Annotated in this window: 18 protein-coding genes; 9 read left to right on the plus strand and 9 right to left on the minus strand. The window is 61.8% G+C overall.

The features are described from left to right. Positions 1-38: 38 nt before the first annotated feature. Entirely contained in the window at positions 39-824 is a 786-nt protein-coding gene (locus ABY948_RS00880; RefSeq protein WP_461480611.1) for an NRDE family protein, read from the plus strand. On the opposite strand, the gene ptsP is transcribed toward ABY948_RS00880, so the two are convergent. Beyond that, positions 818-3,097 (minus strand): phosphoenolpyruvate--protein phosphotransferase, encoded by a 2,280-nt coding sequence (gene ptsP / locus ABY948_RS00885; RefSeq protein ID WP_461480612.1) that lies wholly within the window; start codon positions 3,095-3,097, stop codon positions 818-820. The genes ABY948_RS00880 and ptsP overlap by 7 nt on opposite strands. Next, entirely contained in the window at positions 3,097-3,585 is a 489-nt protein-coding gene (locus ABY948_RS00890) for an RNA pyrophosphohydrolase (RefSeq protein ID WP_461480613.1), read from the minus strand. The genes ptsP and ABY948_RS00890 overlap by 1 nt, the downstream gene beginning before the upstream one ends. A 115-nt stretch (positions 3,586-3,700) precedes the next feature. On the opposite strand from ABY948_RS00890, the gene ABY948_RS00895 reads away from it, so the two are divergent. The 3 genes from ABY948_RS00895 to ABY948_RS00905 all read left to right on the plus strand — a co-directional run bounded on the left by ABY948_RS00895 (position 3,701) and on the right by ABY948_RS00905 (position 6,191). Further along, positions 3,701-4,375 (plus strand): histidinol-phosphatase, encoded by a 675-nt coding sequence (locus ABY948_RS00895; protein WP_461480614.1) that lies wholly within the window; start codon positions 3,701-3,703, stop codon positions 4,373-4,375. Between the two features lie 69 nt (positions 4,376-4,444). After that, positions 4,445-5,146: a pseudouridine synthase gene (locus ABY948_RS00900; RefSeq protein ID WP_461480615.1), complete on the plus strand. Its 702-nt coding sequence runs from the start codon at positions 4,445-4,447 to the stop codon at positions 5,144-5,146. Next, entirely contained in the window at positions 5,139-6,191 is a 1,053-nt protein-coding gene (locus ABY948_RS00905; RefSeq protein ID WP_461480616.1) for a class I SAM-dependent methyltransferase, read from the plus strand. Before ABY948_RS00900 ends, ABY948_RS00905 begins: the two co-directional genes overlap by 8 nt. 8 nt (positions 6,192-6,199) lie before the next feature. Here ABY948_RS00905 and ABY948_RS00910 read toward each other — a convergent pair whose 3' ends face one another. The 4 genes from ABY948_RS00910 to mrcB all read right to left on the minus strand — a co-directional run bounded on the left by ABY948_RS00910 (position 6,200) and on the right by mrcB (position 11,785). Further along, positions 6,200-6,574: a PilZ domain-containing protein gene (locus ABY948_RS00910; RefSeq protein ID WP_461480617.1), complete on the minus strand. Its 375-nt coding sequence runs from the start codon at positions 6,572-6,574 to the stop codon at positions 6,200-6,202. 1 nt (position 6,575) lies between these two features. Further along, positions 6,576-8,807 carry a DUF1631 family protein gene (locus ABY948_RS00915; RefSeq protein ID WP_461480618.1) on the minus strand — a complete coding sequence of 744 codons (2,232 nt, stop codon included), beginning with the start codon at positions 8,805-8,807 and terminating at the stop codon, positions 6,576-6,578. A gap of 162 nt (positions 8,808-8,969) precedes the next feature. Further along, positions 8,970-9,461, minus strand: coding sequence for a hypothetical protein (locus ABY948_RS00920; protein ID WP_461480619.1), 492 nt, complete (start codon positions 9,459-9,461; stop codon positions 8,970-8,972). Then, positions 9,458-11,785, minus strand: coding sequence for a penicillin-binding protein 1B (mrcB, locus tag ABY948_RS00925; RefSeq protein ID WP_461480620.1), 2,328 nt, complete (start codon positions 11,783-11,785; stop codon positions 9,458-9,460). The genes ABY948_RS00920 and mrcB overlap by 4 nt, the downstream gene beginning before the upstream one ends. A gap of 111 nt (positions 11,786-11,896) precedes the next feature. On the opposite strand from mrcB, the gene ABY948_RS00930 reads away from it, so the two are divergent. Continuing rightward, positions 11,897-12,913, plus strand: a complete 1,017-nt coding sequence (locus ABY948_RS00930; RefSeq protein WP_461480621.1) for an adenosine kinase — start codon at positions 11,897-11,899, stop codon at positions 12,911-12,913. Here ABY948_RS00930 and ABY948_RS00935 read toward each other — a convergent pair. The 3 genes from ABY948_RS00935 to ABY948_RS00945 all read right to left on the minus strand — a co-directional run bounded on the left by ABY948_RS00935 (position 12,910) and on the right by ABY948_RS00945 (position 16,971). Further along, positions 12,910-15,411 carry a putative bifunctional diguanylate cyclase/phosphodiesterase gene (locus ABY948_RS00935; protein WP_461480622.1) on the minus strand — a complete coding sequence of 834 codons (2,502 nt, stop codon included), beginning with the start codon at positions 15,409-15,411 and terminating at the stop codon, positions 12,910-12,912. The genes ABY948_RS00930 and ABY948_RS00935 overlap by 4 nt on opposite strands. A 61-nt stretch (positions 15,412-15,472) precedes the next feature. Then, positions 15,473-16,516 carry a DUF2333 family protein gene (locus ABY948_RS00940; RefSeq protein ID WP_461480628.1) on the minus strand — a complete coding sequence of 348 codons (1,044 nt, stop codon included), beginning with the start codon at positions 16,514-16,516 and terminating at the stop codon, positions 15,473-15,475. A gap of 17 nt (positions 16,517-16,533) precedes the next feature. Then, positions 16,534-16,971, minus strand: a complete 438-nt coding sequence (locus ABY948_RS00945) for a copper chaperone PCu(A)C (protein ID WP_461480623.1) — start codon at positions 16,969-16,971, stop codon at positions 16,534-16,536. A gap of 142 nt (positions 16,972-17,113) precedes the next feature. Here ABY948_RS00945 and ABY948_RS00950 point away from each other — a divergent pair, with 142 nt between their 5' ends. From ABY948_RS00950 to ABY948_RS00965, 4 genes are all read left to right on the plus strand, one after another. Beyond that, positions 17,114-18,850: a protein-disulfide reductase DsbD family protein gene (locus ABY948_RS00950; RefSeq protein WP_461480624.1), complete on the plus strand. Its 1,737-nt coding sequence runs from the start codon at positions 17,114-17,116 to the stop codon at positions 18,848-18,850. A gap of 283 nt (positions 18,851-19,133) precedes the next feature. Continuing rightward, positions 19,134-19,580 (plus strand): type II 3-dehydroquinate dehydratase, encoded by a 447-nt coding sequence (aroQ, locus tag ABY948_RS00955; RefSeq protein WP_461480625.1) that lies wholly within the window; start codon positions 19,134-19,136, stop codon positions 19,578-19,580. Between the two features lie 24 nt (positions 19,581-19,604). Beyond that, the gene (gene accB, locus ABY948_RS00960) at positions 19,605-20,057 is read left to right on the plus strand and encodes an acetyl-CoA carboxylase biotin carboxyl carrier protein (protein ID WP_461480626.1); all 453 of its coding nucleotides are present in this window, start codon (positions 19,605-19,607) and stop codon (positions 20,055-20,057) included. Between the two features lie 25 nt (positions 20,058-20,082). After that, positions 20,083-21,060 (plus strand): ATP-binding protein (locus ABY948_RS00965; protein WP_461480627.1); only part of this gene is annotated, 978 nt, incomplete at its 3' end.

A 21,060-nucleotide genomic window follows, 5' to 3' on the forward strand; every position in this document is an offset into this window, starting at 1 on the left:
CTGCGGTTCGGGTTGCAGGGATCATAGCCTGTCGACTGGTGGGCTACAATAACGCCATGTGCCTGATCGTCTTCGCTTGGCAAAGCCATCCCCTGTTCCCGCTGATCCTGGTGGCCAACCGCGATGAATACTACCGGCGGCCCTCCTCCCCGGCGCACTTCTGGGAAGATGCGCCGACGGTGCTGGGGGGGCGCGACCTGCAAGCGGGGGGCACCTGGCTCGGAGTACGCCGCGACGGCCGCTGGAGCGCGGTGACCAACTACCGGGAGGGGGAGACGAGTTCAGCGCCGCGATCGCGGGGCGAGCTGACCCGGCAATTTTTACAGGGCGATATGGCCATCGAACCCTATGGACAGGCCGTACAGGAATGCGGTTCAGCCTACGGCGCTTTCAATCTGCTGCTGGGGGAAGATGAGCGGCTGCTCTATTGTTCCAATCGGCAATCGCGCCCCCGACAGCTTGCGGCGGGCATTTATTCCCTGTCCAACCACCTGCTGGACAGCCCCTGGCCAAAGGCGGTGCACGCCCGTGAATGCCTGCAGGCGTTGATTGAAAAACCCCAGCCGACGCCTGCGGCGCTGCTTGCCGTGCTGCAGCGGGAAAAGCCCTTTGCCGACGAACTGCTGCCCGACACCGGGGTGGGCATTGAGCTGGAACGCTTGCTGTCCCCGCCTTTTATCCGCTCAGCGGATTATGGTACTCGCTGCACCACGGTGTTGATGAAAAACCACCGCGGCGACATCAGCCTGTTGGAACAAAACTATCAGCCGGGGGGTGCGTTGGGAGAACGCCGGGAATTTGCGCTCAAGCGCGACCATCAATGAACGCCGCTACTGCGAAACAGCCCCGCCACCTCGGGCTTCTTCAAGGCTTTTTCCATATGCTTCCAGACAGAACCGGCATCGGGCATCAGCATGACCTCTTCCAGCAGTTGTTCCGCCTCGGCCAGACTGACCTGCCGCAGGATGGCCTTGACCTTGAGCAGGTTGGTGGCGCTCATGGACAATACCCGGAAGCCGAGCGCCATCAGCAGCACCGCGCCGATGGGATCACCCGCCATCTCGCCGCAGACACTGACCGGCGTGTCCTCGCCTCGCGCCCCCTCGACAATCGCAGCCAAGGCTCGCAATACACTGGGGTGGCAGGCGTGGTACAACTCGGCGACGCGGGGGTTGTTGCGATCCACCGCCAGCAGGTACTGGGTCAGGTCATTGGTCCCCACGGACAGGAAGTCCACCCGCCGGGCCAGCTCGCGAATCTGGTAAACCGCCGCCGGCACCTCAATCATCGCCCCGACATTGGGCATCTCGATCTGGTAGCCCTCTTCCTCGGTGAGCTCGTCATAGACCTGGTAGATAAGCTGCAGGGCACTTTCCAGTTCGGGCACGTTGGAAATCATCGGCAGCAGGATGCTGAGGTTGTTCAAGCCCTCGCTGGCGCGCATCATGGCGCGCAACTGCACCAGGAAGATTTCCGGGTGATCCAGGCAGATGCGGATACCCCGCCAGCCCAGGAACGGGTTGGCTTCCTCAATGGGGAAGTAGGGCAAATCCTTGTCACCGCCGATATCCAGGGTGCGCATGGTGACGGTGCGCGGTGAGAACATTTCCAGGTGCTCCCGATAGGCCTTGCGCTGCTCCTCCTCGGAGGGGAAGCGATCCAGCATCAGGAAGGGAATTTCGGTGCGATACAAGCCGACGCCTTCGGCGCCCCGATCCAGGGACAGCTGCGAATCCAGCCGCAGGCCGGTATTCACCCAAAGTGACAGATGGTGACCATCGGCGGTCACACAGGGCTCGTCGGTGAGTTTTTCCAGATCCGCCGCCAGCAACTTCTCTTCATAGATCTGCTGCATGTAGGCTTGGCGCATCTCTTCCCGGGGACAGACAATCACCTGCCCGGTATGGCCGTCGACAATAACTTCTTCGCCGTCAAGGCGTCCCCAGGGCAAATCCATGACCCCCATCACGGTGGGAATGCCGATGGCTCGGCCAAGAATCGCCATATGCGAGTTGCGCGAACCCTTCACGGAGACAATAGCTGCGACCTTCTCCAGTGGCACATCGGCAAACGAAGCCGCCGACAGCTCTTCGCCCATCATCACCATGCGCTCGGGAAACTCGGTGCGCACGGTGTCGCTCTGTTGCAGATTGGCCAACACCCGGCGACCCAGGTCCTCCACATCGGAGGCCCGCTCCCGCAGATAGGAATCTTTCATGCTCTTGAACATGCGAATATGACGCAGCACCACCTGCGCCCAGGCACTCTGGGCACACAATCCCTCCTTGATCATGTCAACCACTTCACCGCCCATGGAGTGATCGTCGAGCATGCGCACATACACATCAAACAGCGCCCGCTCCTCATCGCTGAGCTTGCCGACCATACTGGCGTCGAGCGCCCGAATATCCCGCTTGGTTTGCTCCATCCCCTGGCGGAACAGACACAATTCCGCCTCGGTATCAAGCACCCGTCGCTCCGGCACGGCATTGAGATCCGCAGAAGGCGCCACCACCACCACGGTGCCAATGGCGACCCCGGGGGCACTGGCCACCCCGGGGTAGATGCGCTCGTGAACCGCGGTCTGCAGCGGGTTGAGCAGCCTATCCAGCTCGCCGGTGGCGTCGGCGTGGGCAATCACCCCCGCCAGCTGGGCCGACACAGTAACCAGGAAAGACTCCTCGCTTTCGTCGAAGCGGCGTCGCTCGTGCTCCTGCACCACCAGTACACCCAGCACTTTGCGATGGTGGATAATGGGGGCGCCGAGGAAAGAGCGGAAACGCTGTTCGCCGGTTTCCGGGAAAAACGCAAAATTGGGGTGGGCGTCGGCCTCTTCGAGGTTGATCGGCTCGGCACGGGAAGCCACCAGGCCGACCAGGCCCTCCCGGCTGGAGAGGTGTACCTTGCCCACAGAGTCGGGATTGAGGCCATCGGTAGCCATCAGTACATAGCTGTTGGTGCCGGGGCTGTACAGGTAAACCGAGCACATGCCGGTGTCCATCACCTGTTTGACCAGATGAACAATCAGCCGCAGGACCTCGCCGAAGTCCTTGGCGGCATTGACCTCCTGCACAATGGTTCTGAGTGATTCCAACATCAATTCTGCCGCTCCATCTCACACTGCAATGGCGCCAGCTCCTTGAGCGCCCGTCGGTACACATCCCTCTTGAAATCAATCACCTGGCTTACCGGGTACCAGTAACTGACCCACTGCCAATGATCAAATTCCGGTTTTACATTGAGATTCAAGCGGATCCGGCTTTCCTCTCCGACCAGTTTCAGCAAAAACCATTTCTGTTTTTGTCCCACACACAGCGGCTTGCTGTTCCTGCGCTGCATCGCCTTGGGCAAACGGTAGCGAAGCCAGCCGCGGGTGCAACCCAGCATCTCCACATCGCCGGACTCCAGGCCCACTTCTTCATAGAGTTCACGAAATAACGCCTCTTCGGGCTTTTCGCCGCGGTTGATCCCGCCCTGGGGAAATTGCCAGGCGTCCTGACCGATCCGCTTGGCCCACAGCAATTTGCCAGCGCCGTCGGAGATCACAATACCCACATTGGGGCGAAACCCTTCTCGATCCACCACAACCGAACCCCTGTACTTCTTCTTATTTAATAATAATGCCAATGGAGAAACTTACATCAAATACGTGGTTGAGGACAGTCCATTCTCTCGTTAAGCTAGGGCGCCTTTTTAACCTGTGAGTCACATCTGCACCATGGCCCTTGCCCTGTTTGACCTCGACAATACGCTGATTGCCGGCGACAGCGATCACGGCTGGGGGGAATTTCTCGTCGCCCAAAACAGGGTAGACCCGGCCTATTACAAACGGATGAATGACCAGTTCTACCGGGACTACCAAAACGGCCGGCTGGACATGAATGCCTACCTGGAGTTTGCCCTGCAGCCCCTGGCGCAACTGCCGGCGGAAGAGCTGGCAAGACTCCACAGGCTATTTATGGAGGAGGTGATCGCCCCGCTGTGGCTGCCCCGGGCCGCGCAACTGCTGCAACAACACCGCGAGCGGGGGGATACGCTGATCGTCATCACCTCCACCACCCGCTTTGTGGTGGAGCCCATCAGCGACAAGCTGGGCACGGATGTGCTGATCGCCACAGAGCCCGAGCTGATCGACGGTCGCTATACCGGCAAGGTGGCCGGAGTGCCCAGTTACAGGGAGGGCAAGGTGGTGCGACTCAACGCCTGGCTCGCGGAAACCGGACAAAGCCTCGCCGGCAGCTGTTTCTACAGCGATTCCATCAACGACCTGCCGCTGCTCGAGATTGTCGACCGCCCGGTGGCGGTGGACCCCTGCGAGCAGCTGCGCGAAGAGGCACAGCGGCGGGGCTGGGAAATCATCAGCCTGCGCGATTGAACGGCCCGCCATTGCCTGGCCGCGCCGCATACCGCACACTTTCCTCACCCTCTCCATGGAATTCCGTCAGTGCGACTGGACCGATATATCAGTAACGCCTCCGACTATTCCCGCGCCCGGATCAAACACCTGGTGCGCCAGGGACTGGTGCTGATCAACGGCACTGTCGCCGACAGTCCCGCCAGGGCGGTGGCCGAGGGCGACCAGATCAGCGTCGCTGGCGCAGCCATCCATACCCCCCGCCCGCGCTACCTGATGCTGCACAAACCGCCGGGGGTGGTCTCCGCCACCAAGGACAGCGAACACCCCACCGCCCTGGACCTGCTGGACGAGCCGCGCCCCGAACAGCTGCAGATTGCCGGGCGGCTCGACCTCGACACCACGGGCCTGTTGCTGATCACCGATGACGGCCAGTGGAACCACCGCATCACCTCACCGCGCAGTCACTGCCGCAAGACCTACCGGGTGGAAGTGGCGGAAGCCCTGCCTGACGCGCTGGTGACAAAATTCCACGACGGCCTGTGGCTGGAGGGGGAAAAACGCCGCTGCCTGCCGGCGGATCTGGAGATCACCGGCACTCACAGCGCCCTGCTGACCATCAGTGAGGGCAAATACCACCAGGTAAAACGGATGTTCGCCGCCGTCGGCAACCATGTCACCGCACTGCACCGGCTGCAGGTGGGGCAGATTGCCCTGGACCCCGATCTTGCACCCGGGGAGTATCGCTCCCTGACGCAACAGGAAATCGACAGCGTGACATTCCATGAGTGATCCGGCGCTACGCCTGCTGGCACAGCAACAGCTTCGGGTCGAAGGCCCGCAACTGCTGTTGGCCGATGAGAACCTCAATGATGCCCCGCTGTCACTGCTGCAGCGGGAACAACTGACCATCGTGACCAACCGCTTTGACCTGTGCCAGCGCGCCGAGGCGGAAGGCTTTGATTGCCGTTTCAGCGACTTTGCCCTGGACACTTTCGCCGATGGCAGTTTCAGCCAGGTGTTGTTTCGGGTCGCCAAGGAAAAGGCGGTGGCGCACCACATCATCAACCAGTCCCGTCGACTGCTCTGCGATCGCGGCACACTGGCCATCGCCGGCGCCAAGGGCGACGGTATCAAAACCTATACGGAAAAGGCCGGGCGCTACCTGGGCGACCCGCGCAAAGCGGAAAAGCACGGCAACGAGTACCTGGCGGTGCTGCACAAACTGGCCAGCGGCGAACCGCCACTGGACGACCAGGACTACCCGCAGCTGCGGCCCTGCATTGATGCCGACGGCCTCCGGCTACAGAGCAAGCCCGGCCAGTTCGGCTGGAACAAGGTCGACCCGGGCAGCGCGCTGCTGGCCGCGCATCTGAGGGACTTTTTCAGCCGCTTCAGGACACCGCCGGCAACCATTCTCGACCTCGGCTGCGGCTATGGCTACCTGTCGGCCATGGCCGCCCGGCTCAGCACTGCCAGCCTGGTCGCCACCGACAACAATGCCGCCGCGATCCTGTCCTGCCAGCAGAATTTTGCCGCCCTCGGCATTCCCGGCAGGGTAGTTGCCGGCGACTGCGGCAGCACGGTCGCGGAGACATTCGATGCGGTGATCTGCAACCCGCCCTTTCACCAGGGCTTCAGCACAGACAGCGATCTCACCCGTCGGTTTGCCGCCAGTTGCCGCCGACACCTGAAACCCCATGGCAAGGGACTGTTTGTGGTGAATCGCTTTGTGCCGCTGGAACAGTGCGCTGAGCGCGAGGGGCTGCTGACAGAAATGCTGGCGGAAAACCGCAGCTTCAAACTGTTGGTGCTGGGACCGCCGTCACGGCGTTGAGAATTGGTTTAATCCTGGCGTGAATGGTCACCCTGTTCAACCCCGAACAGGTCGATCAGCTGTGCCAGGCGCTGCCGGTCAGCGGGGGCCAGCTCAATAATCTGGCAACCGGCCCACACCCGATCCTGTTGCCCCATGGCGCGGGTCCACAGGCAGTCCATGACCAGTTCAATGGGGTCAAACGGCTGGGAGGGTGCCAGCGGTCGCAGCGTTACCCGGTACAGATGATCCGGCTGGAGGGACAGCCCGCCCATCATCAGCAACCCCTCCATATGGAGGTTCACCAACACCCCCAGCGTCGCCCCGTCGACCGGGTCAACCAGCTCAACCTGCAGGTCGAGCTGGCGCCGGGGCAAGCGGCGGCGCTCGTCATCTGCCGACATGCTATCCCACCCCGACAGCGGACTGGGCCCGTTCATTCAGGTTGCTAAAGATGGTTTCCATGGTGCGCTCCACCAGGGGTTTGGCGCTGCTGCCGATCATGCGCAAGTCGCCGTTGGCCATGGCCCTGGCCAGCTCCTGGCCGGTTTTCATGCCGGAGCGCTTGCCGCTCTGGTCCACGAACAGGAATTGCAGGGTATTGGGATTAAACCAGGCCACCTTTTCCCGCCGCCCGTCGCGGAATTCAAACCAGGTGCCAAATTCCATCAGCCGCAGTTTCTCGAGCAGGGCCTGCTCGCGACCGCTGAGCCGCGACAGATCTGTGCGTTCCCCGGCCCGGTGCTCCGCCATCTGCACCAGCCGGTTGCGAATGTCTTGCGGTGCCACTTCCGGCTGCAGGTTGCGCTCGCGCAATTGGTAGATGCGGTCAATGGAACGCTTCAGCTTCAAGGCCTTGTCGCTGTCGTAACCGATCATGTCGAAACCGCTTTGGATCAGCGACTCCATCCAGGGATAATGTTGCCGCCAGCGCCGCCATTCGCCCGCCGAACCGCTCAACTCCAGGCCCCACAGCATGTCATCCACCAGACCGAGCGCCTGCTGCCAGTGCTCGGAATCCGCCCCCTGGCGCAACAACAGGTGCACCAGGTAATCAGACCAGGGTTGCAGGAAAAACAGCAACATGGCGGAGGGAATATCCTGTTCGGCAATGCGCTGGTGTATTTCCCGGTTGACCCGCTGTTTCACCTCGATCAGGCGATCCTCGCCCCGGGCCTGCTCCATTGCCCGCCTCTCCAGCAGCTTGATGCGCATTGCCACTTTCTGCACATAGCTGTTAAAGCTCATCAGCAGCGCGGCGAACAAGCGGGTATCCATTTCCACGGTGTCCAGCACCTGCCGCACGGTGTTGCGGATCTGTTCCAGCATATCGAACTGGCAGGAACCGTCATTGCTCACCCACTGCGAACCGGCATCCGCCATGGCATTCAGCAACAGCCGGGCGGGATGTTGCTGGTGGCGGAAAAAATCGGCCTCGGCAAACGCCAGTTTCAAAAACGGCGTGTGCAGGTAACTGAGCAGCGCCTTGACGCAGTCGGGAATCTGCTCGTCATTGAGGATGTATTCAAACAACATCCCCACCAGCTCGATGGTGCGCACATCGTCACCCCCCAGTGCCGGCGGCTCCTCGGCATGGGTAATCTGCTGCAGCTGCTCCACCAGGTTTGCCCTGGCGCGCGTGATATCCAGGGGTTTGATCTGGCTGGCCGCGGCGAGAATATCCGCAGCCATCACCTGGTCAAACTGTTGCAACTGTACCGCCGCCTCCACCAGTTCCCGCTCGGTGTACTTCAGCGGCTGACCGGGGTGCGCCACCTGCTGGGATGGAGCGCCCGCCACCAGCCGCTGTTGCAACAGCTGAATACTGTCCAGCAACTGACGCTGGTATTCAGCTGACGGCAGCTCCCGGGGGGGCAGTGATAGCGAAGCGCCGCTGGCGACCACCTCCTGCAAGAGCGGAATTTGCCGCTCGACCGGGGGGGCGGCACGACGGCGGGGCGCGGCGCCGGTGAACCGGTCGGCATCGCCCCCCTGTGACTTTTCCACCTGGTAGTTGAGAGTCGGCAGCACCCCCAGCTCAATCAGCTGGTCATTGGCCCGGCGATACAAATCGCTCAACTGGGGCATGAACTGGCGATCGAATAACTTGTAAATCACCAGCTTCGCCGCCAGCTGGATATCCGTCACTTGCAGGGATTTTTTTAGCGCCTCGCAGTAACGACCCGGCGCCAGCGGCAACTGGCTGTCTGCCACATTGCGGCCAGACCCCAGCAACACCATGCGCTGGCCCAGGGCCCAGAGCTGCTCGGTGTTTTCCACCTCGGCGCGCTTGCGAATGGATGACAGCGCCAGATCCTGCTCGATTTCATCATCCTGCATCAAGGTTATTTGCTGGCGTATTCGCGCTGCTTCAGGGCGCTCGGTTCCCTGCGCCGCGACCGGGGGGAGCCCGGACGCCTGTTCAGAAAAGCGGTCGAAGGATTCGTCCAGGGTGCGCAGAAAGCCGCGAGAAATTTCATTGTGGCGGGCACTGATCTGGGAGCGGGCGTGGAGGAACTCAAAGCCCTGTTCGCCCTCGGAGGGTTTTTGGGAGTAGTCGATCAGCCGATCGTGAACGGTGTGCAGAAAGGCCTTGAAGGCGGCCCGCGATGTTTCCAGAACAAGTTCGCGGGTCATGGCCACTCCCCGCTCGGAAAGTCCACGCCAATTGTTCATTGATCCGCTGTCACCCCTGGTTTTAGCGACGAAATTGAATCCCCTCGATGAAGGCATAGTGTGATGAAACGCACGGAATTACAAGTCGGCCGCCCGCGCATGGTCGCTACACCCACACGCCTCTCAGCGCCGCGCCTTGATTTGCGCCAGCAGTGTCTCCAGTTCCGACTTGACGCCCGGCCTTCGCCCCGCCAGCGGCAAGCCCTGACGGACCAGCTGCTCGGCGAGCTGCAACTGCATCATGGCCACATAGTTCGATGCCATCACCAGGTAGACCTCCGGCTCGGCGTGATCAATGCGCATGGCCCGCTCTGCCACCGCATTGGAACGATCATATTCACGGGCTCGATTCAGTCGCCAGGCCTCCTCCAGCAGATTGACAACCGCACTGTTGCCGGACACCGGTGCCGACGCCGAGGGTTCAATCCGCGGGCCACCGGGCTCTTCCACCACCGGTGGCGGCGCCGGTACAGGACGAGGTGGCGGCGGTTGCGTGCTGGTGCCAGCCGGGGTGGTTCCCACGGGATGTGACTGGCTGACCGGCACATACACCTGGGCACAACCACTCAGCAGGCCGAGCAGCAATAGCGCCGCCGCCAGAGAAAATCGTTTCATTGCCATCCGAATTTGCCCTTAAACCAGTCAATGACGCCATCAAACGGCGCGGGGCGGCAAGCGCTCTGCCGCTGCGGCTCACTGCCATCAATAAACGGCAGGTAGCGGACACCTTCACAGCCCTCGCGGCTCAACAGCCCCGTGGCGGGTTCCACCCAATGGTAACTGACGCCATCGGGCTGGTTAAACACCATCGAGCGGTTATCCAGGGTCGCCATGATATCCGTCCACAGTTGCAGCGCTCCCGTGCCGCCGGTCAGCGGCATCTTGCCATTGTCATCGCGGCCGAGCCACACCACGCTGAGGTAGTTGCCGCTGAATCCGGCAAACCAGCTGTCCCGCTGGTCGTTGGTGGTGCCCGTCTTACCGGCCAGCACCAGGGATTCCGGCAAGCGGCGGTAGGCACTTTTACCGGTACCCTCGCGCAACACGACCTGCATGGCATAGTGCAGCAGGTGCATCGCCCTGGGATCAAAACGCTGCTCCCCCTGAAAGGGATAGCGTTTCAGCGGGGTGTTGGCGGAGGTAAACACCGAATCAATCGCCCGCAGCGGCGTGTAAAAGCCATTGGCCGCGATGGTGTGATAGAACTGCGCCACTTCCGCGGGGGACATGGAAACCGCACCCAGCAACAATGAGGGCAGTGCCGGCAGGGAACCCTCATAGCCCAGCCGATGCAGGGCATCCACCACCTTGTCCACGCCGAGCTCCAGCCCCAGCCGGGCCGCCGCCTGATTGTAGGATTGCCCCAGCGCCTGGTAGAGCGGTACCGGCCCGTGGCTTTCACGTCCAAAATTGCGCGGCTCCCAGACATCGCCATCGGCCCCGTCGACCGAAATCGGCGCATCGTCGATCAGGCTGGCGAGGGTATAGCGAGCCGGTCGCTCCAGCGCCGCCAGATAGACCGCCGGCTTCACCGTGGAGCCAATCTGCCGCCTGGCGTCCAGCGCCCGGTTGAAACCGGCATAGCCCCCCTGGCGATCACCCGCCATGGCCACCACCTCGCCGGAACCGACCCGGACAATCACCGCGGCACCCTGCAACTTGCCCGAGTCGATGTGATAGCCGCTCTCCAGGTTGGCGATCCGGCTGGCCACCCTGGCCTCCAGCTGGCGCTGCACCTGGGGATCAAAGTGGGTAAAGATGCGCAATCCTTCCGTCTGCAGATCGGACTCGTCATAGTGTTCCCGCAGCCGCCGCTTCACCATGTCCAGGAACGCGGGATACTGCCAGCGCCCCACCTTGCCATTCTGCGCGGGCACCACACCCAGGGGATTCCGGCTCGCCCGCTGGGCCTGGGCCGCGTCGACCACCCCCTGCTCCGCCATCAGCTTCAGCACCAGATTGCGGCGCTGCAGGGCCCGCTCCGGCTGGCGCCAGGGATTGTAGTAGGAGGCACCCTTGACCAGGCCGATGAGCAATGCCACCTGGTGCAATTCCAGATCCTCCAGGGGGCGCTGAAAGTAGTGGCGACTGGCCAGCCCAAAGCCGTGCACGGCGCGATCTCCCGCCTGCCCCAGATAAACCTCGTTGATATAGGTTTCGAGGATTTCCCCTTTGCTGAAATGCAACTCCAGCAGCACCGCCATCAGGGCTTCCTGTACTTTGCGACTCAGGGTGCGTCGCTGGTTGAGATAGAAGTTTTTCACCAGCTGCTGGGTGAGGGTGCTGCCACCCTGGGAGAATCGGCCCTGTTTAATGTTGGCCACCATGGCGCGGGCCACACCGCGGAAGGACAGCCCGTGATGCTGATAGAACCCCTGGTCCTCCACCGCCACCAAGCCGTCGGCCAGATAGGGCGGCAACTGGGCCAACTGCACCAGCTCCCGGTCCTCCTTGTGAGCCGGGTAAATGCCACCGATCACCATCGGCTCCAGCCTGGCCAGGGCCAGCTCGCCGCCGCGGCTGTCCGTCAGCGCAGAAACCTGATTGCCGTTGAACGACACCCGCATCAGGTGCGCCGGTTCGGTGCCGTCCCAGAATTCGAAACCGCGGGAAAAGAGTTCGATCCGACTGCTGGCGACGCTGTACTGTCCCGGCTCCTTGGCGGCGGGCACCCGCCGATAGCCGAGGCTGTCCAGCTCCCACTGCAGCTGTTCCCGGCTGACCGCCTGGCCCTGGTACAACTCCAGCGCCCGGCTGTAGACATGGGAGGGCAGCGACCACTTCTTGCCGGAGAATTTCTGGTAGACCACCGCATCCAGCACCAGCAGCACCAAAGCCCCCAGCACCAGGGAAACGGCCAACAACCGCCACAGCCAACGCCAGCGGGACGGCGTCTTGCGGCCGCCGGGTTTCTTCTTCTTGCGTCGTTTGCTAACCACTCGTTCTCCTCAATTCGGGCCGTCGCGCCACAACTGGCACGCTCGGCCTTTACTCTGTCTCAGAGCGGGGCATAATAGCCGCCGAATCCCTTTTCATAAATGCCTTTTCCCATGAGCCAATACCACGTCTACGGCCTCGGCGCTGCCCTGGTCGATACCGAAATCGAAGTTACCGATCACGACTTGCTGCAACTGGACATCGACAAGGGGCTGATGACCCTGGTGGACGAACAGCGTCACCACCAATTGCTGGGCCACCTGAATGACCACCTCACCGCCTCAAAGCGTGCCAGCGGCGGGTCCGCCGCCAACACTATCATTGCGGTGAGCAGTTTCGGCGGCAGGGCGTTCTACTCCTGCAAGGTGGCCGATGACGACCACGGCCACTTCTATCTAAACGATCTGGCCAGCGCCGGGGTTGACTACCACCACAATGGCAAACTGGCCGACGGCATTACCGGCAAGTGCCTGGTATTGATCACCCCGGATGCGGAACGTTCCATGAACACCTTCCTCGGCATCAGTGAAACCCTGTCCGAGGCGGAATTGCATCCGGAGGCCATTGCCAACTCGCAGTACCTCTACATTGAGGGCTACCTGGTGACCTCCGACAGCGGCCGGGCAGCGGCCATTCGCGCCCGCGAAATCGCCGAACAGCACGGTGTCAAAACCGCCCTGAGCCTGTCTGATCCGGGCATGGTGCAGTTTTTCCGGGAGGGGCTGCAGCAGATGATCGGCCAGCGGGTCGACCTGTTGTTCTGCAACGGGGCGGAGGCACTTGGCTGGACCGGGGCCGACGACATCGAAAGCGCTGCTCGGGCACTGCTCAAGGTCAGCAACAGTTTCGCCATCACCCTGGGCGCGGAGGGTGCCCTGGTCTGCGACGGCAGCGAGTTTTACCGCATTGCGCCGCACCGGGTGACCGCCGTGGACAGCAACGGTGCCGGCGATATGTTTGCCGGGGCGTTCCTCTACGCCATTACCCACGGCTACGATTACCCCGCCGCCGGTCAGCTGGCCAGCCTGGCATCCGCCAACGTGGTCAGCCAGTTTGGCCCGCGGCTGCCCCTTAGGCAGTACCCGGAGATTTTCAGCGCCTTCGCAAGCGCTACCCGGACCGCGGACTAATCCAGGTTGGACAGCGGCATCGGCCTGGCAATCAGGTAGCCCTGGGCATAGTCGACACCGATTTCCTGAAGCATGGACAGCTGGGTGTTGTTCTCCACACATTCGGCAATGGTGGCGATACCCATGATGTGCCCCAGGTGGTTGATGGTGCTGACCATGGAGTAGTCCACCTCATTCAACTCCATGTTGCGGATGAAACTGCCGTCGATTTTCAGGTAATCCACCGGCAGCTCCTTCAGGTAGCCGAGGGATGACAGGCCGCTGCCAAAGTCGTCCAGAGAGAAATAGCAGCCCAGATCCTTGAGGGCGCGAATCAGGTCCATGGCCCGGTCGAAGTGGCGGATGGCCGCGGTCTCGGTCACCTCGAACTGCAGCCGGGACGGACTCACTCCGGTGCTTTGGAATTTGCCAATAATAAAGTCCTTCAAGCCCTCGTCGCTGATCGTGTTGCCGGACAGGTTGACCGCAAAGCGCTGCTCCTTGTCCTTGTTCTGCTGCAGGTGATCGAAGATGTGGTTCAGCACCCAGCGGTCGATATCCTCCACCAACCCGTAATGCTCGGCCACCGGGATAAACTTGCCGGGCGGCACAATATTGCCCTCCCGATCCACCATCCGCACCAGCACCTCGTAATGGCGCACGCTGGAGGCCCGGCTCTCGCGCACCGGTACAATGGGCTGGCAGTACAGCACAAAGCGATCCTCTTCCAGCGCCTCGGTGATGATCGGAATCCATTGGGCGATACTCTGGCGCTGACTGACCTCGACACTGCGGTAGTTGAAGTTGATGCGGTTGCGCCCGGACTCCTTGGCGGTGGCGCAGGAAGTGCCCGCCGCTACCAGCACATCGATTTCCGAGGTGGTACTGCGGTCGATCACCTTGGCGCCGATACTGGCGCCGACCTTGAGGCGGCGCTCGCCCCAGGGGAAACTGAACTCCTTGATCTGCCACAGTAACTGTTCCGCCAGCTCGCGGCTTTCCTCCACGCTGCGATCATTGAGCAGCAGGGCAAATTCGTCGTTGCCGATGCGCGCCACCACATCCCGCGGCTCCGCCTGCTTTTCCAGCAGCCGGGCGAACTGGCACAGCAGCTCATCCCCCGCGTTGTGGCCACAGGTGTCATTGATCACCGAGAAGTTGTAGAGGTCGATGTACAACAGGGTGTGGGTGGTCTCATCGGAGTGGGCGGCATCGATGGATTTGAGAATCTCATTTTCCAGGCAGCGGCGATTGGCCAACTGGGTCAGCGGGTCGTGGGTCGCCTGCCAGGTGAGCCGGGTGGACACCCGCCGCGCCTCACTGATAGAGCGGAATACCATCACCGTGCCGGTGATCTCATTCAAGCGGTTGCGCAGCGGTGTGGCGGTGACCACCACCTGGAAAGGCTGCTGGCCGGGCACTTTCAAGAGGGTACTTTCCGGCGCCGAAATCGCCTTGCCCCGGGCCAATGCCGCCACACAGGGGGACTCCACCGGCTGGCCGGCTTCGTTGACCAGCGCCATCAGTTCGTCCACATAGCGGTTCGGCTGGGAGTCGTTGACGCCGAGCAGTTCCATGCCGATGGGATTGAGGTGCTCCACCAGGCCATGGCTGTCGGTGAGCAAAATGCCATCGACCACCTGGCTGAACACGGTGCTGATCAGCTTGCGCTGGTGGAACAAGGCTTCCAGGTTGGCCGATTCCAGGGTGACATCCTGAAGCAGCACCACCCAGCCGTCCCGCAGGGCTGCGGACGGGAAGCAGCTGGCGCGCAGCCCGAGGCTCTCGCCGTTCGCCGTCGCCCCCTCCAGAACCAACCCCTTGCCATCCTCGCAACCTTCGAGGGCGGTTTTGAAGTCGCCACCGACTTCGATATTGAAGCCCGGCAGGAGAACCCGCAGGGGCCGGTTCTTCAGCTGCTCCAGACTGAGGCCAAACAGCGCCTGCAGGGGTTCGTTGGCATCGGCAATCAGGTGTTGACTGTCCAGCACCAGCTTCGGCAACCGCACCGCTTCCAGATAGACCGGGCAGCGCCCCGCATCCAGCTGGGCAGCCGCCGTTTCGCGGCGGCTCGGCTGGCTGACAATGGGATTAAAGGGCGCTTCATCCACCTGCACCATACAACAGGCGCCGATATCCGGCAGCTCCAGCGGCGTGAACTGCACCCGGTGCAGCGGCATCTGGCGGGGACCGCCCGCCATGGTGATTTCCATACTGTCGAGATGGTCGGGATGGTGCTGCTGATCCCAACTGGTCACCCGCCCCTGGTAGAGCGCCTCGTCAACCGCGTCGGCAAAGGCGGTTCCCACCAGGCTGGGAAACAAGCCGTCAAAAGTGCGCTCGGCGACATCCTGTGCGGGCATCCCGGTCCAGTCGGACAGCCACTGGTTCCAGAAGCGGATCCGCAGCCGGTCATCCAGCAACATCACCCCCAGATCCTGGTGCTCCAACAGCGCCAGCGCCAGATCATAATTCGCTGCGGGCGCCAATTTGACCTGGGCGGGGATATCAGTGTTCATGGTTTTGCTTTTCCCTGTATGCCTGTTCCGGCGCCACTAACATGTCATTCCCCCGCGCCTGCTAACCCTGGGCCAGCAGCTCTCTCAGGTCAATTATCGCCGCATTGGCGCGACTGATATAGGATGCCATCACCAGCGAATGGTTGGCCAGCAGGCCAAAACCGCTGCCGTTGAGGATCACCGGGCTGTAAACGGCCCCCTGGCTGGCCTCCAGTTCGCGAATGATCTGCTGCAGACTCACCCGGGCATTTTTCTTGCGCAACACTTCATCAAAATCGACTTCAATGGCCTTCAGCAGGTGAATCAGCGCCCAGGTACTGCCGCGGGCCTCGTAAAAGACATCATCGATTTCCCGCCAGGGGGTTTTGACTTTCAGCTCCCCCGGGGCACTGGTGGACTGCTGACTGGCCGTATCACCGGCCAGATCGGTATTGATACGGCGCTGCCCGACACTGGCGCTCAGGCGCTGGGACAGGCTGCCCAGCCGGGTTTCCACGGTGCCGAGCCAGTAGCGGAGATTGTCTGCGCGGGCATAGAATTGGGCATCGAATTCATCGTCGTCGGTGAGGCGCCGCAGATACCCCTCCAGATAATGCACCCCCTCCCGGTATTCCGATTCGGAGGCCGGCACCACCCAGCTGTTGTGGTCGAAGTTAAAGCGCGACTCCGCCAGCGCCAGGTCACCGTCCTCGGTGGACTGCGACAGGGAGCGACTGAATGCCTCGCGCAGGGCCTTGCTGAAATCCCGCACCTGAATCAGCACACCGTATTCCCAGTTCGGCACGTTGTCGAGCCAGATGCCCGGCGGCGTCACGTCATTGCTCAGATAACCGCCGCGCTTTTCCAGCAACGTCTCCATGATACCGATCAGCGCCGCCGCCGAAGTGCCGCCCACCACCTGCCGCGCGGCCCGCAACTGGGCATTTTCAGTGACATCAAAAGTTGCCGGCTCATCATCCCAGTACCAGCCGAGTCCCAGCACCAGCAGCAGATAGACCAACGCCAGCACCACCCCGGCGCGAAGCCAGAAGGGATTGTTCGGCCCGGTGTAATCCTCCGCCAGCGCCTCGCCGACATCGGAGGCCCTGCGGCTCAACCTGTTCATCCAACGGGGTATTTTCATCAGTTCTCATCCTCCGCCAGCACACTTCGCACCGGCACACTGAGTTCCATCTCCGGACAGCCCTCGAACAGCAACCTGATGCCATACCGCTCACCATCCACAAGATCAGCCTGCACGCCGAACAACATCAGATGGTAGCCGCCCGGCTGGAGCTTGACCTGCTGCCCGGCGGGAATCAACAGATCGGCGACGGGGCGCATTGCCATGACGCCCCCCTGGTGACTGTGGGCATGCACCTCGGCACGGCGCGCCAGCGGGGACGAGGCGCCGACCAAATGGCAATCCCGGTCGAGGCCATTGGTCAAGGTCATGAAGGCCGCCGTCACGGTCTGACCGGGGGGCAGGCCCCGTATATAGGCACCGTTGACCACTAATTCTCCCGCCGTGGCGGGCACTGCCAGCAACAATAGCAGCCCAAACAGAATATTCCTTTGCATTAAACCCGTTCCCCGATTGATACCCGGCTGACTATAACATTGCCACCCCCACCGGAAAATGGCTGTCGCACCACGCCGACGGGCTCCGTACAATAGTGAACCAATGATCAGCCTACCGCTCCAACCGGGACAGGATCCCCAAATGAGATACCCCATGCCCCACCGACTGGCCACTACCCTGCTGCTCTGTGTGCTGCTTGTCAGCCCGCTGGCCGGTGCCGATGCGCTCTTTGAGCGCTCTCCGGGGAGCCCTGGCCCGCTGGAACAGCCCACCACGTTTCTACCCGTGGAGGACGCCTACCAGCTCACCGCCAGCTACCGTGGCGAGGCACTGATACTGGACTGGCAAATTGCCCCCGGCTACTACCTGTACCAACATCGTTTTAAAATTTCCGACGCAGATCACAGGCCGCTAGCGCAACCGCTGCAATTTTCCCCGGGCAAGCTGATCTACGACGACTACTACGAGCAAGAACTCACGGTCTACTACACACACACAGAGGTGATTGCCCCCCTCGACACCGCGGCCGACACACTGATCGTGGAATCACAGGGTTGCGCCGATGCCGGTCTCTGCTACCCGCCGCGGCGTCAGCAACTGGAAATCGACCGCAGCCGCGGTACTGTCACCATCCGCGAGGGGGCAGACCTGGCCCCTGCGACCTCGACGCCAGCGCCCACAAGCACTGCCCAGCTGCCTTTGATGCTGCTGTTTGCCGTGCTCGGCGGCATGATTCTCAACCTGATGCCCTGTGTTTTCCCGGTGCTGTCCATCAAGGCCATGAGCCTGACCCAATCCCATATCAGCCCCCACGGCAAACACCTGCACGGCCTTGCCTACACCCTCGGCATCGTGCTCAGTTTCATGGCCATCGCCGCGCTGCTGATCGCGCTGCGTCGCGCCGGCGAGGCAGTCGGATGGGGGTTTCAGTTGCAGTCCCCTGTTTTTGTGGGGCTGCTGGTGTACCTGTTTGTACTGATGGGACTCAGTTTCTCGGGGCTGCTGAGCTTTGGCAGCCGGCTGATGAACCTCGGCCAGACCACCACTCAGGGCCACAGCCTGACAGCCTCCTTCATGACCGGGCTGCTGGCGACCCTGGTGGCCAGCCCCTGCTCGGCGCCCTTCATGGGCACCGCACTGGGCTTTGCCCTGGCACAGGCCAGCTGGGCGGCCATGGCGATCTTTATCTGCCTGGGACTGGGCATGGCGCTGCCCCTGCTGGCCCTCTCCTGGTGGCCGGGACTGACCCGCTTGCTGCCCCGTCCCGGCCCTTGGATGGAACAGTTCAAGGCCTTCCTGGCCTTTCCGCTCTACCTCAGCGCTGTCTGGCTACTCTGGGTACTGGGCCGCCAGGCGGGCAGCGATACGGTGGCCGCCGTGGCCGCCGGCATTGTGCTGATCCTGTTTGCCCTGTGGCTGGTGGGAGTGCGCAAAAGCCCCCTGACCCGCGCGGTCGCGGTCCTGTGTGCGCTGGCCGCACTGGCGTTGCCCTGGCAGACCCATCACAACGGCGAGCCGGTTCACCACCCCTGGGAGGCCTATACCGAACAGCGGCTGGAGCAATTGCTGTCCCAGGGCGAGCCCGTGTTCGTCAACCTGACCGCGGACTGGTGCATTACCTGCCTGGCCAACGAACGGTTGGCCCTGAGCTCGGCAACCCTGCTGGCCGCGTTTCAGGCACAGCACATCAGCTATTTGAAGGGCGACTGGACCAACTACAACCCGGAAATCACCCGCTTGCTCAATCGGCATCACCGCTCCGGCGTGCCGCTCTACCTGTTTTACCCGGCCAACACCCGCAAGCCGGTGATTTTGCCGCAGCTGCTAACAGAAAAGATCGTTATCAAGGTAATTTCCCCACAAGATTCCTCCAAATAGCACAATTTTTGCCGAAGTTACTCAAACTGGTGCCATTCTGCCCGGATTCGTGGCCGAAAATCCATTAAAAGCCCTTTTCACGCACAAAGCGCACCAAAAGAAAATGGCAACGTGCACAAATTTCAGCGAAAAGTATAAGAAAACGAGGCTAAAATCAGCAAAAGCCAAAAAATTGGACAGTTTTCCGATTTTGTTGCAGACTTCCCGCCAACCACTGACCTGAAGAGGGGCCGGCACGTCATCCGACCGCTCAACCTGCGACCACTCAACCTCGGGGGACACCATGGCAACCATACTGGTACTCAACGGCCCCAACCTGAATCTGCTCGGCAGCCGCGAGCCGGGACATTACGGCAGCGACACCCTGCAGGACATCCAACAGCGCCTCACGGATCTGTGCATCCAGCAGGGACACCACTTGCTGGCCCTGCAAAGCAACGCCGAATACGAGCTGGTGGAGCGCATCCACGATGCCAGAAAGGAAGGGGTGAACTTTATTATTTTTAATCCGGCCGCCTTCACCCACACCAGCATTGCCCTGCGCGATGCACTGTTGGCGGTAGACATTCCTTTTATTGAAGTGCACCTGTCCAACGTTCACGCACGGGAACCCTTCCGCAACAAATCCTACTTCTCTGATATCGCCAGAGGGGTTATTTGCGGGCTCGGCAGCCTGGGCTATGAACTGGCGTTGCAGGCCGCCTTACAACAACTCGAACAACAACCCTGATCTGACCATTTGGAGCAACCACAGATGGATATCCGCAAAATCAAAAAACTGATCGAACTACTCGAAGAATCCGATATTGGTGAAATTGAGATCAAGGAAGGCGAGGAATCCGTGCGCATCAGTCGCAACAGCCCCGCCGCTGCCGCGCCGTTCATGATGCACGCACCCATGGCCCCGGCGGCAGCTGCCCCGGTTGCCGCAGCACCAGCGACGGCGGAAACCCCCGAGCCTGAAGAACAGGCAGGCCACGCCATCAAATCCCCCATGGTCGGCACCTTCTACCGCTCGCCCTCCCCGGGCTCCAAGGTCTTCGTGGAAGTGGGCCAACAGGTCAAGGCGGGCGATGTGCTGTGCATCGTTGAGGCCATGAAAATGATGAACCAGATCGAGGCCGACAAGGCCGGCACCGTTGGCGCCATTCTGGTGGAAGACGGCGAGCCCGTCGAATTTGATCAACCCATGATCATGATTATCTAAGGCCCAGGCCGGAGGAATATCAGCAATGCTGGAAAAAGTGCTCATTGCCAACCGCGGCGAAATCGCGCTGCGGATTTTGCGAGCCTGCAAGGAACTCGGCATCAAAACCGTGGCAGCCCACTCCAAGGCCGACGCCAACCTGAAACACGTGTTGCTGGCGGATGAAACCGTCTGCATCGGGCCCAACCCGTCCTCGCAAAGTTACCTGAACGTGCCCGCCATTATCAGCGCCATGGAAATCACCAACGCCCAGGCGGTACACCCCGGCTATGGCTTTCTCGCCGAGAATGCGGATTTTGCCGAACAGGTGGAAAAGAGCGGCTTTATCTTTATCGGCCCCACCGCCGAAGTGATCCGCACGATGGGCGACAAAGTCGCCGCCATCGACGCCATGCGCAAGGCCGGCGTACCCACGGTGCCCGGCTCCAATGGCCCGCTCAATGACGATGAAGATCGCAGCCGCGCCTTCGGCCGGGAAGTGGGCTACCCGGTGATCATCAAGGCGGCCGCCGGCGGCGGCGGCCGCGGTATGCGCGTGGTGCGTGAAGAGGAGGAACTGCTCAAGGCAATCCAGATCACCCGCTCGGAAGCCAAATCCGCTTTCGGCGATGACACGGTTTACATGGAGAAATTTCTGGAGAACCCACGCCATGTGGAGGTCCAGGTTCTGGCGGACGGTCAGGGCAACGCCATTCACCTCGGCGATCGCGACTGCTCCCTGCAGCGCCGCCACCAGAAGGTGGTCGAAGAGGCCCCCGCGCCGGGGCTGCCGGAGGACATCCGCGCCAGAATGGGCGGCGCCGCCCTCGATGCCGCTCGCGCCATCGGCTACGTCGGCGCCGGCACCGTCGAGTTCCTCTACGATGAAGACGGCAGTTTCTACTTCATGGAGATGAACACCCGCCTGCAGGTGGAGCATCCGGTCACCGAACTGATCACCGGGCAGGACCTGGTGGAATGGCAGCTGCGGGTCGCGGCCGGCCAGCCCCTCCCCTGCAACCAG

It is taken from the genome of Porticoccus sp. (assembly GCF_041592135.1).
In the GTDB taxonomy this organism is placed as follows: domain Bacteria; phylum Pseudomonadota; class Gammaproteobacteria; order Pseudomonadales; family Porticoccaceae; genus Porticoccus.